Here is a 16721-nt window from a genome sequence, read left to right as displayed (position 1 = left end):
TTTATTAATTGTATAAGAAATGAATAAATAGCCACCGTAGTGACTCTTTATTATTGATGGTGGATCACGTTCTATCGCCTATTTTTAATTAACTCACATAGATCGGCCCACTGAACGATGTTACAGGAGGAACTTTACCAGTGAATTTTTCAATATCAACCACAACAGTATTAGCACTGGTCGCTTGCGCTAACTGTGAAGTTGGAATATCAATGGTGACAGTATTAGGATCACCATAGGTATCTATTGCGCCAATATCATTATTCAATGGCCCAAACCATGCCCCTTCATAAATTCTTATTACGCCCGTTGGGTAATCTTCCGATAATACTGCCCCAGCTAATAACTGCCCCCGATCATTAAACACCCGTACAATATCACCATTTTTAATACCTTTTTTATGTGCATCTTGTGGATTGATATAAACAGGTTCATGATCTTTTACTGCATAGGTATTACGAAACTCTTCTGAATCACACATTTGTGAATGTAAGCGTTTATTGGGATGGCATGATTGCAGCCAAAATGGAAATTTATTTGATTTAGGACCACCATGGGAACGCTCTTCTTTTTCAAACCACATTGGATGGCCTTGGCAATGTTCATAGTTATAACGCGCGATTTTACGGCTATAGATTTCAATAAAACCAGAAGGTGTTCCTAGACTGTTAATCTCAGGATCTTGTCTAAATGCTGCGTGACTGACATAGGTTTGATCGGTTGGAAATTCGACCAGACCTTGTAACCAAAATTGTTTGAACTCTGGCATCTCATGCTTATCTTTATTGGCTTTACGACAATCATTATACAGTTGTTCTATCCACTGCATTTCTGTCATACCACGAGTATATTGTTTACTTTTACCAAAGCGTTCAGTTAACTCAGTAAATATCTGAAAATCTGTTTTTGATTGATAGAGTGGATCAATCAACTTGTGCATTGCCAGCACGCCACTGGTTGAATAAGTACCATATTGATCTAAATCACTACGTTCAAATTGAGTACAAGCTGGTAGTACAATATCGGAAAAACGGCAAGTTGGTGTCCATGTATAATCAATATTCACCACCGTTTGCAATTTTCTAAAGGCTTGTTTCATGCGATTACGTTGCTGGTGATGATTCCATGGGTTACAACCACTAAATACCATCATTTTAATATCAGGCAAAACAACATCACTGCCGTTATATTGAATTTTCTTGCCCGGCTCCATAATTGAATCAATCCATCTTGCCACCGGAATCGTCGAGCTATAGCCTTTAAAATCGTTATTATTCCAAATCGGTTGCTGACCTTCATCAACATTACGCGGAAATCCCCCTGGTCCTGCAGCAGTACTGAATGGTAATCCAACACCACTGTAAAAATGCGAATACGAGACACCACCGCCGGGTAAACCAATTTGACCCAACATCGAGGCTAATACTGCCCCCATCCAGTAAGGCTGCTCACCGTGTTGTTGGCGTTGCACTGCCCAACCAAACATCAACATCGTACGGTTTTTAACCAACCCGCGAGCAAACTCTCGAATAGCATCTGCTTTAATGCCACAAATAGGTTCGGCCCATTGTGGCGTTTTCGCTATTTTATCTTTACCTGTACCCAGCAAATAAGGTAAGAACTCATTGAAACCCAGCGTATACATTTCAAGAAATTGCTTATCGTAAAGATCTTCTTTATAAAGCGTATACGCTATAGCAAGCATAAAAGGGACATCAGTTTGAGGATTGACGTATTGGTGCTCACAGTTAAAATATTTTTGCGATTTTGATACTACTGGATCAACAGAGATCATGCGGATCTCGCCATCGGCTACTTTTTGCTTTAATTGCGCATAATACTCATAAGAACCGTGAGTCTCACATTGCCAGCCAATCTGACTATTTTTAATCGGATCATTTGACCACCATATCAAAGTCTTGCAATCTTTAAGTACCGTTGACCATGTGGTTGCTTGAGCATAAACCTCTGTTGATCCTAATACATAAGGTAAAATGGTTTGCCCAGCCCCCGTTGAGTAATCACCAACTTTCTTGATAAAGTTACCATGCATACCTACAGCACGTTGCATATGCGAAGTACAACTTTGGAACTGTCCAGTTTCTCGCCACCCGGTTTGACCTGCGTGTAATGCCCACGGGCCATAGTCTTTCTGTATTCGTTGTAACTCTTGATAAAATAAATCAAGTGCTTCATCCCATGTCACTCGTACAAAGCGATTATTACCTCGGGTTTCACCACTGTATTTATTTTTTTTAAGCCAATCTAAACGCACCATTGGATAACGCACTCGTGAAGGACTGTAAATTAACCCTTTGATACCATTGAGCATGTCTGTGGGATTTTTGTCAAATTCTAACGGTTTAATTTCAGCGACTTGACCATTATAAATCCGCGCTCGAAATGCTCCCCAATGAGACCCAGATACTTTCCAAATGCCTGGCGTTGCTGTCGCCGTTTTGGCTTCTGTTGCTTGTGCTACTTGTAATAGTAATCCAGGACCAATCACTGAAGCAGCACTGGTTGTCGCTAACCCTTGTAAAAACTTACGCCGACTCAAAGACATAGAATTTTCCTCTTTTAAACGGGGTACGCTATCAATGTTTGTCTTTTGCAAAATCTGACGAATGATTTTGCAGATATTTCAGAACAATAGCTTCACTGTCGGTATCAAAATTTACAAACGCTAGCATGCCATTAAACATTCCCGGCCAGGTATTGGCATCAAAATGATTTTCGGCTGGTTGAGTATGACAGACACTACAATTGGTTTTATAAGCCGATTGTGCAACCGACCAGATATCATTAACATCACTCACAAATTTCGCTTTTTTGACCCATAAGGTGGCTGTTACTTGCTGCCATTTGAGCCCTGTTACATCATCTTCTTTTTCCGTTGTACCTTTAACGATATCTTTGTTTTGAGCAGCCGTTTTGCTTAATGCTGCGGTAGGAATATTCATACCAAAATCTTGATTTATGACGCGACCAAAGCCTTTTTCTTTACGCCAACCACTGATCTCAATTTGTAACATGTCATCTTCAATAGCGACAACCTTCACGCCTGATGCAGGCTCTAATGAACCACCATTTTGGGTTTTTTCCTTATCTTCAAACATAGGAATAAACTGCATACTATAATAGGTATTTCCTTGTTCATAATTAGTATTTTGCGCAATAGCTGCGAGTTCAGACACCATACCACCAGAAGAATCCATATTCGCAGGCAAGTGGTGAGCTATACCTTTATGGCAATCAATACAACTTTGATCTTTAGCAGCAGCTTGCTTCATTTGTACTTGAGCACGGGGAGACATTTCATCCCATTTCATACTGTCGTAGCTATGACAACTTTTACATTCTAGTGATTTATTGGCGGCAAAACGTTCCCACTCATGTTGGGCCAGTTCTAATCGTTTTGCTTCAAATTTTTCTGGAGTATCGATAGTGCCAACGATTGCACCAAAGACTTCTTTACTGGCTTGCATTTTACGAGCAATTTTATCTGTCCAATTATGTGGTACATGACAATCAGGACAAGTTGCCCTTATACCAGCATTATTTTCCCAGTGGATAGTTCCTTGTAATTCTGGGTAGACGGTATCGCGCATTGAGTGACAACTAATACAAAATTTTTCAGTATTAGTAACTTCAAGCGCTGTATTAAAACCACCCCAAAAGATAACACCTGAAATAAACCCACCGAGGGTAAGTACACCAAGACTTATCTTTGCTGCTGGACGCCAAAAAGTTAACCATAATTTTTTGATGAACATCACCATTATTCTCCCTCCGTTGTTTATTTCATCTAAATGCTAGCGCCTAGCCATGTCCAGGAGGACCAAAAATAAAGACTTGTAACGCCCAGATCGTAAAACCATAACCACTCACTAATGCTATGGATAACAATGGAAATAACAGAATAATAATGAATAAAAAGGCCCACCATTCATAGCGACCTCGTTCTTGCTCGGTGATCTCAGTACTAGCCATAATCGACCTCTCAGTGATCATTACAAAAATGATATACCATTTACAAATAACAATGGATTGGTGAAATTATAGTCAATGATAATTAACCTTCACGGCCTAACTGCAAATAACTACCTTAGTTTTTTATTAATTCTTCAAATTGCAGCCATAAAAAAAGCCAACATCACTGCTGGCTTTATGCACATAATCAATAGAGTTTATTGATATAAATATTGTTTATACTGGCTCAATATCCAATTGAGTTTGTACTGGTATTTCTACTTTCGGCTTATTGCCAAAACCGCGTAAACCCACCACGTGTACGTGTTCGCGATCTTTGAAAATCTTACGTACCAGTTTATAGGTTGTACCCTTCTCTGGACTGATATTCTCAGGTGCTGCAATCAATAACTGCATGTCTAAGCGTTCACATAACTCAAACAAGGTTGCGATTGATTTACCATCAAGTCGTGCCGCTTCATCCAAGAACAATAGTCGACAAGGAATAATATCTTTACCACGTAAGCGGCGAGATTCTTCTTCCCAACTTTGCACAACCATCAATAGGATTGCTTGACCAGTACCAATTGCTTCACCTGTCGATAATGCACCAGACTCTGCTTGCAGCCAGCCATCGGTACCACGGTTAACTTCAATACTTAGCTCTAAGTAGTTACGGTAATCCAGTAACTCTTCACCCAGAATTTGTGGTGAACGCTGACCCATATCAATATGTGGATTTAAGCGTTGGAACAGTTTCGCAATCGCTTCTGAGAACGTTAAACGATTATTGCCAAACAAGTCATTATGCTGATCTTTTTGATCAATTAATCCAAGCAATAATGATTCGTGAGTATCACGTACTTTAACGTTAAGACGCACACCACGTACTTGTCCAAAACCAATATTTTGCAAACCTTGGTTAAGCATTCGAATACGGTTTTGTTCTCGTTGAATCGTCTTACGAATAATATTCGCTACCGAATCAGAACTGATTGCTAAACGTTGTTCACGTGCCGTAAGTTCTTCGGTTAAACGTGCCAGTTCAACTTCCATTTCTTCAATGGCTTCAACTGGATCATCGGTACGAATAATATCATGACGAATACGCTCACGCAGATGTTGATACACTGCAATATAAAATAATACCTTACGCTCAGGACGAGCCACATCTTCTGACGCGCGTAATGCGTCGCGTAAGTTTTCGTTATCAGCGACTGCTAAACGCAATGCACCTAAAGCTTTATCTGATAATGAACGTAGTTCATCAGCTGACATATAGGCCATTTCACGACGGTGCAAACGACGCTCAACATCACTTTCACGTGCAAGGCGTAATACAGCACACCAGCCCGCTTTAGCATTAACAACCAGCTTACGGAAGTCTTGGTAATCTTTACCTACTTTGCGTAAACGTTTCATCAAGCCTTTCATTTCAAGCTCAATAGAAGTGGTTGATTTTTCTAAGGTACTACGACGGTTACGAGAGCTATGTAAACGCTCATTGAGCTCATTACGACGAACTAATGCCCGCTCTTCAGCTTCAACATCAGCGCGAACACCTAGCTCTTGTAGCTCACGTTCAAATTCAAGTACGGTTTCATTTTTCGCTTGATGAGAACTTTTCAGTGATGCCATCAGCTGGTTATATTGGTTTGCTTGTGCACGTGATTGCTTCAAACTTGCACGGGCACTATTACGTTGTTGCTCAGCTGTCGCGAGTTTTAGTTTTAACTGCTCATTAAGTTCTGAACTTTTATTTAATAGCTCGACTGAATCGGCATAACTAAAGTGATGACGACGCTCGGCTAAATCTGCAACCGCAAAAATCAGAGTTTTAAGTTGTTGCAGTTTTTGATCGGCTGCTTCGTAATTAGCTTGTAATGCATCAAACTGCTCTGGATCAGCATCAAGTGCTGACACTAAACCTTCAAGTTCAGTTAATGCTTTACCATAACGATCAAGGTAATTGCGCGCTTCGTCCATTTGCGACAATTGCTGTTCAACCTCAGCAAAACGTGCTGTTAACGTTTCATCTTCAAGCAAGGTCACCACAGGGTTTAATTTACCTAATAAGGTTAAACCTTCGCGCGCAGCTGCTAATTGACCGCGTTGTTGTTGCTCTTGTGCTTGTGATTCCGCTAACTGACGCATGATCTGATTACGTTGATCACGCGCTTGTTTCAGTTCAACTTCAGGATCAGCATTAAACGCAATCGCCATATGGGTGGCAACAAAGCTATTAAAGCTTTGGTATAAACGCTGCAGCTTTTGTGAATCAAACGCTGCTTTAGCGTGATCTTCAACCACTTGATCGCGTTCATCACGTAAAAACTCTAATTGTTGCTCACGCGCCGCACGACCAAATAATGGTACTTTTGGAAAGCGAGAGTAACGCAGTTGGCGATCATTTAAATGAACACAAACAGCACTCTCAAGCTCATCAACATCAAAACCACTGTCATCAAATGAATCAGCATCGCCTTCAATGATATACAAATCATCAGGGCAATCATCTAAAGCAATTAGCTTGTCTTTGATGCCACTTAAATCAGGAACCACAATTGCATGACGCGACGGGCCATACATCGCACTGAAATATGGTGCATCAGCAAGGGTAATGTCATCATAAATTTCAGATAACATGGTTCCGCCAAGAGTATCAGCTAGCGCACGTAAACCTGAATCATCACTACCGCCTGGCTGTGCTAAGCGTTCAATGTCTTGCTCTAAGGTTTGCTTTTGTTGCGCTAACTGGTCGCGTTTAGCTGACACTTGACGTTCATTATCAAGTGTTGCTTGCATCGCATCCATAACAGCTTGGCTGCTAGTTAACTCAACATTGGCTTGATCAGAAAGTGTCTCTAATGCATCTGACGCAGCAATCCACGCCGGAGCTGAAGCTTCAAGTGCCGTAATACGAACCGCTAGACCTTGCTCGTTATGGCGCATATCGTTGCGCTGTTCAACCAAGCTTGCTTGATCTTGCTCTAAGCTTTCTAAGGTTGCCTCATGACGAGCTTGCTCTTCGGCTAATGCCAACTCACCATCAATAGTGGTCGCAAACTTTTTAGCGTAAGTATCGGCAAGTTCAATCGCTTGACGTTGGCTACGAACACTGCGCTCTAAATCGCGATATTGCGCTTTAAGCTGTTCGCCACGTTCAGATACTGATCGTAATTGACGGCCATGTTCAATCAATTGACGTGCTTTATCGCTCGCATTGGTACGATCGACAACACCGGCAATCGTCGTAACAATCGCTAAGCCTTTTTCAAACTGCTGCGCGGCAGCTGATGACATATCAAGCTTGTGTTTTAATGCTAATAACGCGGTCGTTTGTTGCTCTTGCTGCTGTTTAAGCTGCGATAAATACGGCGGTGCTTGATCAGCGAGCATTTGTGAGTCGCCTGATAACTGGCGCGCCTTTTCTAATGCTTGTAATGCTTGTTGATATTGCAGCGCACGAGTTTGCTGCATATCAAGTGCTTGTTGATAATCCGCAAGTTGAGTTTTTAAGCTATCAACTTCTTCTTCAGTAAGCTGTGATTGTTCTTCAGCAATAGCAAGTTGTTCTGCAGCCTCTTCAACCACCATCACTTGCTCTTCAAGACGCTCTGTCAGCTCTTCAAGATCTTCTTTATAACGTGCAATTTTCTCAGCTTGACGGACCGCAGCTTGCACCAGTTGTAAGTGATCAGATGCTGATTGATGATCTTGCTCAAGCGCACTTTCTTGATCGGCTAATTCTGCTAACTCCGCGTTCATGTTATTTAACGATGATTGCTGATCAATCAAGGTTTGACGCGAACCCATTAGCTCGCCACGTAAACGTAGTGTTTGCTCTAGCTTCTGCTGGCGTTCGTTAGCATGGCGCATATAATCGGCAGCTACATAATTAGTTGCTTCTGAGATTAAATGCTTAAATAAATCACGATCACTTTGGGTTAACTTAATCGCTTCCAACGTCATACGGTTTTCGCGCAATGCCGCTTCCATATCTTGGAAAGCTTTTTTTACCCCTGAATTATGCGGTAATAAATAATCACGTAATGAACGGGTGATCGCACTTGAAATACCACCATATAAAGAGGCTTCAATTAAACGATAGAACTTTGAACGATCTTGGCTATTACGTAATTTCTTTGGCAGTACACCCATCTCAAACATTTGTACGTGGTAATCTGTTACCGAGTTAAATGTTTTAAACTGCACCCCTTCGTATTGGCTAACAAGATCTTTAACATCATTAAGCTGACGTACACGCGCTTGATTGTCTGAAATCGTTTCAACTAAGATTTCAGCGGGCTTGATATGTGATGGTAAGCCTTGAATCAAAAATGGCTTAATATCTACCTTCTTATCACGGCCGGCAACTTGCTGTAATTTAACTGCAAAAACAATACGTTGTTGCTTTGAGTTAACCACGTCAAGTGCAGCGTAACAGGCGCCTGGTTTTAATTTACCATGTAGGCCTTTATCGCGTGATGCATTTGAGCTACCCGCTTCGGTGGTGTTACGGAAGTGAAGTAAACTTTGGTCTGGGATCAGTGTCGTGATAAACGCTGCCATTGTGGTAGATTTACCCGCACCGTTACCGCCTGAAAGCGTTGTCACCAGGTTATCAATATCAAAGGTACGTGCAAAAAAGCCGTTCCAGTTAACCATGGTGAGCGATTGATACTTGCCGCGTTCCATTAAATACTACTCTCCTGTACCGCTTGCTCTACATCTTGTTGCATTTCAAGCTCTTCTTGATTGTTAGTGTCAACGTCATCAAGCAAACTTGATTGACTTGACGGTTGCTGATGCACTACGGCTTCACCGTCACGAATCAATCGTAACTGTGCTTCACGCACGTCATCGCCAGTACGAACATCAGCACCAAAGCGGAATACCGATTCACTGATACGGAATTTACCATTCTCACCAATTGGAATAAGCATTCCAAGGCGACGTAAACGACGTAATGAGGTTTTTACTTTATCAAACAACTTTTCACGATCAAGATCAGAACCTGAAGCGCGGTTAGTAACCAGTTTCATAAGCTTTTGCTCATCAGCTAATACTAATAGCTCGTCAAATAGCTCTTGGTTAGTGAAGATACCTTCATGTGCTAAACGCTCAGGGCTAAGGTAAAGAAAACACAATACCTTACCAACGAGCATGTCAATTTCAGACAATACTGAACGCCCAATCAGTGACGTTGAACGAGGACGTAAGTATAAAAAGCCTTCAGGTGCACGTACTAATTCAGCATTGTAACGACGATAAAACAGCGCTAATTCTTTCTCAAACTCAATTAAGTAAGCGTGGTTATCTAAATCTTCACTTGAAACATGGCGACCAGAACGCAAGGCGTTATCTAGTGCTGGGAAAAGTGGGTTAGCTATCGCTTTAGCCAACTTCTCCGGCATAAATTCTTCAATATTTGTCAATGACATGGGCTTGTACCTTAGCTCCGTATTCGTTAATTGCTTCCCAATCAGGCTGAATGGCATTGAAATCAGCTTCGGAATACCCCATTCTTACTGCCTGATCTATCACAATCCGTGCTAAATCAAAATGTTGTGCATACGGATGTTGTGACAAATAGTCTTTAAGTAGCGCACTCAAATTAATCGGTGCACCGGTCGCTTTATGAGCCTGTAACATCAAACCGACTTTTTCAGCCAGTTGATCATTAACCAAATCGAGCTCTTCAAATTCCATCTCGCCAGGGACAATACCTGTAACTTCATCATCGCGTAACGTTAGCGTTTCATCACGCATATCAAGTAAACGTTCAGCATCTGCAAATGTCAGTAACCAAGGCGCATCAAAGTAATCAGTAACCGATTGACGTAACCGTTGACTAAAGGCGCGGTTTTTATCCATATCAATCGCAGTACGAATAAATTTATGTACATGGCGATCATAGCCAATCCATAAATCGATAGTTTGCTGACCCCAACTGATAATTCGATCTAGCTTCATTTGCAGGATATAAACCATACCATCAACGAAGTCGAGATCATCATGCCCTTGGGTGGCTTCTTGAATCGCAAGTAACTGGCTTTGAAGTTGGTCACCTGCCGCTTGCAACGTATCTTGCAATTCACGCAAGGTCGATGATGTTTCATCAAGTAATGCTTCACAACTACTGATCGCAGCTTGCCAGTCTTGATTTAATAACTCAGCAATATCGAGCTTAACTTGTTGCTGCTGCTCATCCATTGCACGCTGGTTTAAATCAATGCGGTCAAATATTTCAGCGACTGAGTATTTTAAGACTGCATGCACATTATTACGCCAATGTTTCTCATCGCCGCCTTCTTGCGCTGCTGTTGCTGCTTTATTAATCTCATCCGCAACCATTGCTAATTGAATAGATAGCTTTAGCGTTGAAAACTCACGTTGTCGCACGTAATAATCAGTAATACCAAGCGCTAACGGACTTAATCGATAAATGCTAGCACCGTCAGTCACCTCACTGGTAAAGCGTGAAATTAGCCGCTGTCTTACCAATTCATTTATGGCGTTATTGGCTCGAAAAGCCAGGGTTTCCTTGGTTTGGCCGAACATATCGCTCACAATGCGAAATGCATCAACCAACTCACCTTCCCCTAACTCTTCATCAAAGCGATCGCCACTTAATATCGCAATCGCTAACAAGAACGCCAGCCGTTCAGTTGGTAAATTAAGGGCAAACTCATTATTTTTGACCCAATTTACTAACTCAGGAACAGTCTGGGTAACGTCACTCATCCCTTGTCCTTATTACTATCATTTAAATTTATCGTTAATGGCGGTATTACTTCAGTAATAGGCTTTCGCGCATACACGTGAATATAACGCCCTAACGACAAAAACGGTTCCTGACGACAAAGCTTTTGCTCCATATCAAGAACTTGCTCAAAAGTGTAATCGCCCATTCGATCATGCTGCATGTAGTCATGGAATGTGCGTACGCCGGTTTTCCCCATTATGTCAAACCCAGCCTCTGTTAGACACTGATATACTTCATCGGGTTTGATACCTTGCTGAGGCTGTAATTTAAACCGTTTACGGTGTGGCATGCCCTGTTCTATGTGGGTCAAATTTCCACAAATCAAATTCTTAAACAATAACCCGTTATAGTTATAAAACATGACCGAAATAACACCACCGGGTTTTACGTTATTTAATAAACCTGCCAATGTTGCGATCGGATCAACCAGCCATTCCATTACGGCGTGGAAAAGAATTAAATCAACAGGTGCCTCAATGTGCTGATTAATTTCTTGTACTGGTGAATGCACTAACCGATATTGCTCAACTAAGCCGTTTTTAGCAATTTCTTGTGCCGCTAATGTCAACATTTCGCTAGAAAGATCACATAACGTCACTTGATGTCCTAGTGCTGCTATTTTTTGAGAGATCTGTCCAATACCACCACCAGCATCTAAAATTTGCAGCGATGCATCAGCATTCAATTGTTTCAATATATATTCAATATCTTGCCAAACAACGGTTTGTCGTATTTGGCCTTTCGCTGTGCCATAAATATTTTCAGCGAACTTTTTCGCCAAATCGTCAAAATTTCGGTCTTTTTTCATGGCTCATTTACGTTATGATAGCGACTCTAGAATGTGACTTATTTTCTCACAAGCGGTAAAGGAATAAAGGCTTGTGATCGGTTTTATTGCTCAACTGCTGAAATTTCGGACGACATACTATGTTTATACTTAAAAAAATCATCTCTGCACTGTTGATGCCACTGCCGTTTCTATTATTAGTGGGTGTTATCGGTCTATGTGTACTGTGGTTTACACGCCAAAAGAAATTAGCCTCGATTTTGGTTAGTGTATCTCTAATAGGCATCTTTTTATGTTCTTTCCAACCATTAACCACTGCGCTATTACGCCCGCTGGAACAAGAGAATCCAGCCTTTGTGAGCACCACCAAACCTATTAGCTACGTAATGGTATTAGGCAGTGGTCAAGTCATTGATAAAACTTTCCCTATTACTTCAGAATTATCGCCAACCGCGATCACGCGCCTTGTCGAAGGTATTCGAATTTTCCGTATGTACCCTGGTGCTAAGCTGATTTTATCAGGTTACGGTGGTATTGCTTCTCATGGTATCAGCCATGCTCGATTAATGGCTCATCTGGCTGTGGCATTAGGTGTTGATAAGCGTGATATTTTATTATTTGAATCGACTAAAGATACTAAAGAAGAAGCTTTCCAAGCTGCTGATGTCGTTAAAAATAAAAATATGATTTTAGTAACTTCAGCCAGTCAAATGTCACGTGCGCTCTATTATTTCCACCAAGCTGGATTGCAACCAATTGTTGCACCAACCAACTTTAGAGCCAGTAATCAAATGCGCAGTTACGTGCCTGATTCAACCTATTTAACGCAAATGGAAATTGTTGAACATGAACGTTTAGGCCAATTATGGCAGCGTATTACAAGCAAGCTTTTAAACCCAAAAACTGAACATTTACAGGCAGAAAAAGTAAAACCTGAGACATTATAGGTTTTTCAATGTCATCTTTTGGTTAATTAATATAAAGCCGGCGGCTGTACGAAACAGTCACTGGCTTTTTTTAAAACGATTCCTTTTTGCATAACTATTAAAATTATACCGTTCACAATAATGTTAATCTGATTATTTCATTCCAATCTCAGCATCCTTTTCTGTATTTCATGGTAAAATAAATCGTTTATTACTTAATAAAGAATTTAATTCATGAAACTTTTAATCCGTAATCTTTCTCGCAGTACAACTGAAATCCAAATTCATAAAATGTTTGAAGAGTTTGGCAAGGTTAGTGCGTGTAACCTTGTATTAGACCAAACAACAGGTAAATCAAAAGGGTTTGCATTTGTTGAAATGGCTGATGATGAGCAAGCAACTCGCGCAATGAAAGCACTTCATGAAATGATGGTTGATAAAAGCCGTATCCGCGTAAAAATCGCTGAATAATCACCGTTTATAGCGTAATTTGAAGACAAAAAAACCGAGTAAATTCTACTCGGTTTTTTATTATATGGTGTTAGCATGTACGCTAATTAGCCAACCAACTGACGCACCTTTTCTAGATCTTCAGGTGTATCAACCCCTGCCGGTGGTGCATCTATTGCTACATCAACATGAATTTTCTCGCCATACCACAACACACGAAGCTGTTCTAAAGATTCAATGTGCTCAAGTGGGCTTGGCTGCCAATTAATGTAGGTATTAATAAACCCTGCACGGTAAGCATAAATCCCAATATGACGCAGTAAATTATGATGAACAATGCGTGGTTGCTGAGCAAAATTATCACGATCCCAAGGAATAGCTGCACGACTAAAATACAGCGCATAACCGTCTTTATCAGTTACAACTTTAACTGCATTAGGGTTAAAGATTTCATCATGATGATCAATCTCTACCGCTAATGTTGCCATTGGTGCATTAAAGTGAGCAATATTGTCAGCTACTTGACGAATAATCGTATCAGGAATCAATGGCTCGTCGCCTTGCACATTCACCACAATATGATCATCAGCAAGTTGATATTTCGCTACAACTTCAGCTAAACGTTCAGTACCTGATTGATGATCGGCACGCGTTAAGCACACTTCTCCACCAAAACCTTGTACCACATCGACAATACGCTGATCATCTGTTGCGACTATCACTTGATCAGCACCAGATTTACATGCCTGTTCATACACCCATTGCACCATAGGTTTACCAGCAATATCGGCTAACGGCTTACCGGGTAAACGGGTTGATTGGTAGCGTGCTGGAATAATAACGGTAAATGCCATTATTTAACCTCGTCAGAACTTAATGTACGTGCTTCTGATTCAAGTAAAACTGGAATACCATCATCAATTGGATAAGCAAGACGATCAAATTTACACACTAATTCATTATTTTCTTTATCGAAATTTAATTTGCCTTTACATACAGGGCAAGCAACGATTTCAAGCAGACGGTGATCCATACTTTTCCTTAACCTCTATAATCCGTTTAATAATAGCTGATGCTTGTGGCTCGGAAATAACTGCGTCAACAGGCAGATACCACCAATTATCCTCAGCAAATGGGTAACATTTTACCGCATCTTTTTCAGTCATCACTAAATGTTGCCCTTGTTGGGCTAAATCTAACAACACCTGATGTGTAAAAGGTTGATGATCAGCAAAAGGCTGACAAACAATGGGCTTTACACCTAGCGTATTTAATGTTGTAAAAAATCGTGGAGGGTGGCCAATTCCTGCCATCGCTACAACAGCGGTTAATGATGCAACAGCACAACGAGCACCGGTCTTAATATTAATTAATTCTGACGGTGCTAAGTGCATTGTAGCTTCGTTAGTGTGCGCTTGACCGCCATTGCAGATAAGAAAATCAACCTCAGCTAATCGCTGGCATGATTCACGCAGTGGGCCTAGGGGCAATAAGTGTTGATTACCAAATCGACGTTGACCGTCAATGATAACCAACTCAATATCACGTGCAAGAGCATAATGTTGTAGTCCATCATCAGTAATAATGACATCAACATCATGTTTCAAGAGTAGTTTTACGGCTTCACTACGAACAGGGGCGACTGCAACAGGTACACCAGTGCGGCGACGAATTAATACGGGCTCATCACCTGCAATATCGGTACTAGTATCACTCTCAACAAAATAAGGATAATACGGCGCTTTCCCCCCATAACCACGCGATACTACGCCAGGTTTTAATCCTTGTGCTAATAGTTGTTCAACTAGCCATACCACGACGGGCGTTTTACCATTACCACCGGCGGTAATATTACCGACAATAACAACTGGCACCGGTGCTCGATAGGCTGTTTTTTTACCCTTGGCATATTGCTGTCGTTTACGGCGGCTTACTACACCAAATAGCACACTAAGCGGCCACAGTAATGGCCATAGCAGCAAATAAACAACCCGTACTTTTCCACTCAGCACGGGTTGATACCAGATAGCTTCAATCAATGAGGCCACTATTAATCACCAAATTGGATACGATGAAGTTGCGCATAAGCACCATTATGGCTAATTAATTCACCATGTGTGCCACGTTCAATAATTTCACCATCATCAACCACTAGAATTTGATCAGCATTTTCAATCGTTGATAAACGGTGAGCGATCACTAATACCGTACGGTCTTTTTGCAACTCATCTAATGCGCGTTGAATCGCACGTTCTGATTCAGTATCCAGTGCAGATGTTGCTTCATCAAGTACGAGTACTGGCGCATTACGTAACAATGCACGAGCAATAGCAAGACGTTGACGTTGTCCACCCGACAGGCTCACACCATTTTCACCAATAACCGTATCAAGCCCATGCTCCATGTCTTTAATAAAGTCCATTGCATAAGCAAGTTCTGCTACTCGTTCAATATCAGCGCGAGTATAGGTATCACCGCTGGCATAAGCGATATTATTAGCAATAGTGTCATTAAATAAATGCACGTTTTGCGATACTACCGCAACCTGAGAGCGTAAGTTAGATAAGGTGTAATCTTTTAGCTCAACACCATCTAAATGCAACTCGCCAGAGTCAATATCATAAAAACGGGTCAATAAGTTAGCAATGGTACTTTTACCTGAGCCAGATCGGCCTACAAGCGCCACAGTTTTACCTGCGGGAAGTTCAAAACTAACATTACGTAATGCTGGTGTGTCTTTAGTTGGGTAAGTAAACGTAATATCTTTAACAGACACATCACCTTTAACACGCCCAACTTCATGTTTGCCGTTATCTTTTTCAGTCTCTAAATCCATTAACTCAAACAACGTATGACATGCAGCCATACCACGTTGAAACTGAGAAGTAACATTCGTTAATGATTTTAAAGGGCGCATCAAACCAAACATCGCACCAAACACAACCGCAAATGTACCCGGTGTTAATGTTTCTCGTAATGATGGCGTGTTGGCTAGGATCAGTACTACCACCAATGCAAGTGAAGCAATAATTTGAATAATTGGGTTCGCTATCGCTTGTGCAGAGACAAGTTTCATGCTTTGACGACGCATTGAGTTACTTACGTAATCAAAACGCTCTTTCTCAACTTGTTGACCACCATAGCTTAATACTACTTTATGACCTTTTAGCATTTGCTCTGCTGAAGATGTCACCGATCCCATTGCATCTTGCATACTGCGTGAGATTTTACGAAAACGTTTAGAAACAATGCTAATACTAATCGCAACCACTGGCGCGATGACGATTAAAATCGCTGATAACTGCCAGCTATTCCAAAACATCAGCACCATCAAGCCAATAATAGATGCACCTTCACGAACAATACTCACTAATGCACTACTGGTAGCTGAAGCAACTTGCTCAGAGTCATAAGTGATACGTGATAACAACGCACCTGATGCTTCTTTATCAAAGAATGCTACTGGCATTTTCATAAAATGCTGGAATAATTGACGACGAAGATTCATTACAACGTTGCCAGAAACCCATGACAAACAGTATGTTGAAACAAAACCACTGGCACCACGCATGATCATTAAGCCAACAAGATAGATCGGCATCATGGCAAGGAAACCTGAATCCATACTATCAAAGCCACCGAAACTTTTATCAAGTAACGGTTTGATCATCGAAAGCATTAGTGTGTCACCCGCTGCATTTATAATCAGTGCAATGACAGCTACAATAATACCGGCTTTATAAACTTTGATATAAGGCCACAATCTTTTATAAGTATCTTTGGTTGATTTTTCTGTTAATTGCGTCATGAATGCCAA

At 41.1% G+C, this 16721-nt stretch carries 13 protein-coding genes; 2 read left to right on the top strand and 11 right to left on the bottom strand.

All coding sequences use genetic code 11. From position 1 onward, the window contains the following. Window positions 1-88: 88 nt before the first annotated feature. From torA to cmoM, 7 genes are all read right to left on the bottom strand, one after another. Window positions 89-2566, bottom strand: a complete 2478-nt coding sequence (gene torA, locus PAND9192_RS02260) for a trimethylamine-N-oxide reductase TorA (protein ID WP_087852363.1) — start codon at window positions 2564-2566, stop codon at window positions 89-91. Window positions 2567-2597: 31 nt separating this feature from the next. Next, on the bottom strand, window positions 2598-3782 hold the full coding sequence (torC, locus tag PAND9192_RS02255; RefSeq protein ID WP_087852362.1) for a pentaheme c-type cytochrome TorC: 1185 nt from the start codon (window positions 3780-3782) through the stop codon (window positions 2598-2600). A gap of 40 nt (window positions 3783-3822) precedes the next feature. Then, on the bottom strand, window positions 3823-3993 hold the full coding sequence (locus tag PAND9192_RS02250) for a periplasmic nitrate reductase, NapE protein (protein WP_060996534.1): 171 nt from the start codon (window positions 3991-3993) through the stop codon (window positions 3823-3825). A 216-nt stretch (window positions 3994-4209) separates the two neighbouring features. Next, window positions 4210-8670 (bottom strand): chromosome partition protein MukB, encoded by a 4461-nt coding sequence (mukB, locus tag PAND9192_RS02245; RefSeq protein WP_087852361.1) that lies wholly within the window; start codon window positions 8668-8670, stop codon window positions 4210-4212. Beyond that, window positions 8670-9416 carry a chromosome partition protein MukE gene (gene mukE, locus PAND9192_RS02240; protein ID WP_087852360.1) on the bottom strand — a complete coding sequence of 249 codons (747 nt, stop codon included), beginning with the start codon at window positions 9414-9416 and terminating at the stop codon, window positions 8670-8672. The genes mukB and mukE overlap by 1 nt, the downstream gene beginning before the upstream one ends. Beyond that, window positions 9397-10719 (bottom strand): chromosome partition protein MukF, encoded by a 1323-nt coding sequence (gene mukF / locus PAND9192_RS02235; RefSeq protein ID WP_087852359.1) that lies wholly within the window; start codon window positions 10717-10719, stop codon window positions 9397-9399. Before mukF ends, mukE begins: the two co-directional genes overlap by 20 nt. After that, complete coding sequence (gene cmoM, locus PAND9192_RS02230) at window positions 10716-11549, bottom strand: tRNA uridine 5-oxyacetic acid(34) methyltransferase CmoM (protein WP_087852358.1); 834 nt, start codon at window positions 11547-11549, stop codon at window positions 10716-10718. The genes mukF and cmoM overlap by 4 nt, the downstream gene beginning before the upstream one ends. A 119-nt stretch (window positions 11550-11668) precedes the next feature. Here cmoM and elyC point away from each other — a divergent pair, with 119 nt between their 5' ends. Together elyC and PAND9192_RS02220 are read left to right on the top strand one after the other, a co-directional pair. Next, entirely contained in the window at window positions 11669-12475 is an 807-nt protein-coding gene (gene elyC / locus PAND9192_RS02225; RefSeq protein ID WP_087852357.1) for an envelope biogenesis factor ElyC, read from the top strand. Between the two features lie 213 nt (window positions 12476-12688). Continuing rightward, complete coding sequence (locus PAND9192_RS02220) at window positions 12689-12925, top strand: RNA recognition motif domain-containing protein (RefSeq protein ID WP_087852356.1); 237 nt, start codon at window positions 12689-12691, stop codon at window positions 12923-12925. Window positions 12926-13011: 86 nt separating this feature from the next. Here PAND9192_RS02220 and kdsB read toward each other — a convergent pair whose 3' ends face one another. The 4 genes from kdsB to msbA are packed head-to-tail and all read right to left on the bottom strand — an operon-like array spanning window position 13012 to window position 16712. After that, a complete protein-coding gene (gene kdsB / locus PAND9192_RS02215; protein ID WP_036795219.1) occupies window positions 13012-13758 on the bottom strand; it encodes a 3-deoxy-manno-octulosonate cytidylyltransferase in 747 nt (248 codons plus the stop codon). Continuing rightward, a complete protein-coding gene (locus PAND9192_RS02210) occupies window positions 13758-13937 on the bottom strand; it encodes a Trm112 family protein (protein ID WP_065166205.1) in 180 nt (59 codons plus the stop codon). Before PAND9192_RS02210 ends, kdsB begins: the two co-directional genes overlap by 1 nt. Continuing rightward, window positions 13918-14952 (bottom strand): tetraacyldisaccharide 4'-kinase, encoded by a 1035-nt coding sequence (gene lpxK / locus PAND9192_RS02205; protein ID WP_087852355.1) that lies wholly within the window; start codon window positions 14950-14952, stop codon window positions 13918-13920. Before lpxK ends, PAND9192_RS02210 begins: the two co-directional genes overlap by 20 nt. A 2-nt stretch (window positions 14953-14954) precedes the next feature. Beyond that, on the bottom strand, window positions 14955-16712 hold the full coding sequence (msbA, locus tag PAND9192_RS02200; protein ID WP_087852354.1) for a lipid A ABC transporter ATP-binding protein/permease MsbA: 1758 nt from the start codon (window positions 16710-16712) through the stop codon (window positions 14955-14957). Between the last annotated feature and the right edge of the window lie 9 nt (window positions 16713-16721).

Origin of the sequence: Photobacterium andalusiense (genome assembly GCF_900185625.1) — a bacterium.
GTDB classification, from domain to species: Bacteria; Pseudomonadota; Gammaproteobacteria; order Enterobacterales; family Vibrionaceae; genus Photobacterium; species Photobacterium aquimaris.
This window is presented reverse-complemented; position numbering and strand designations above follow the sequence as displayed.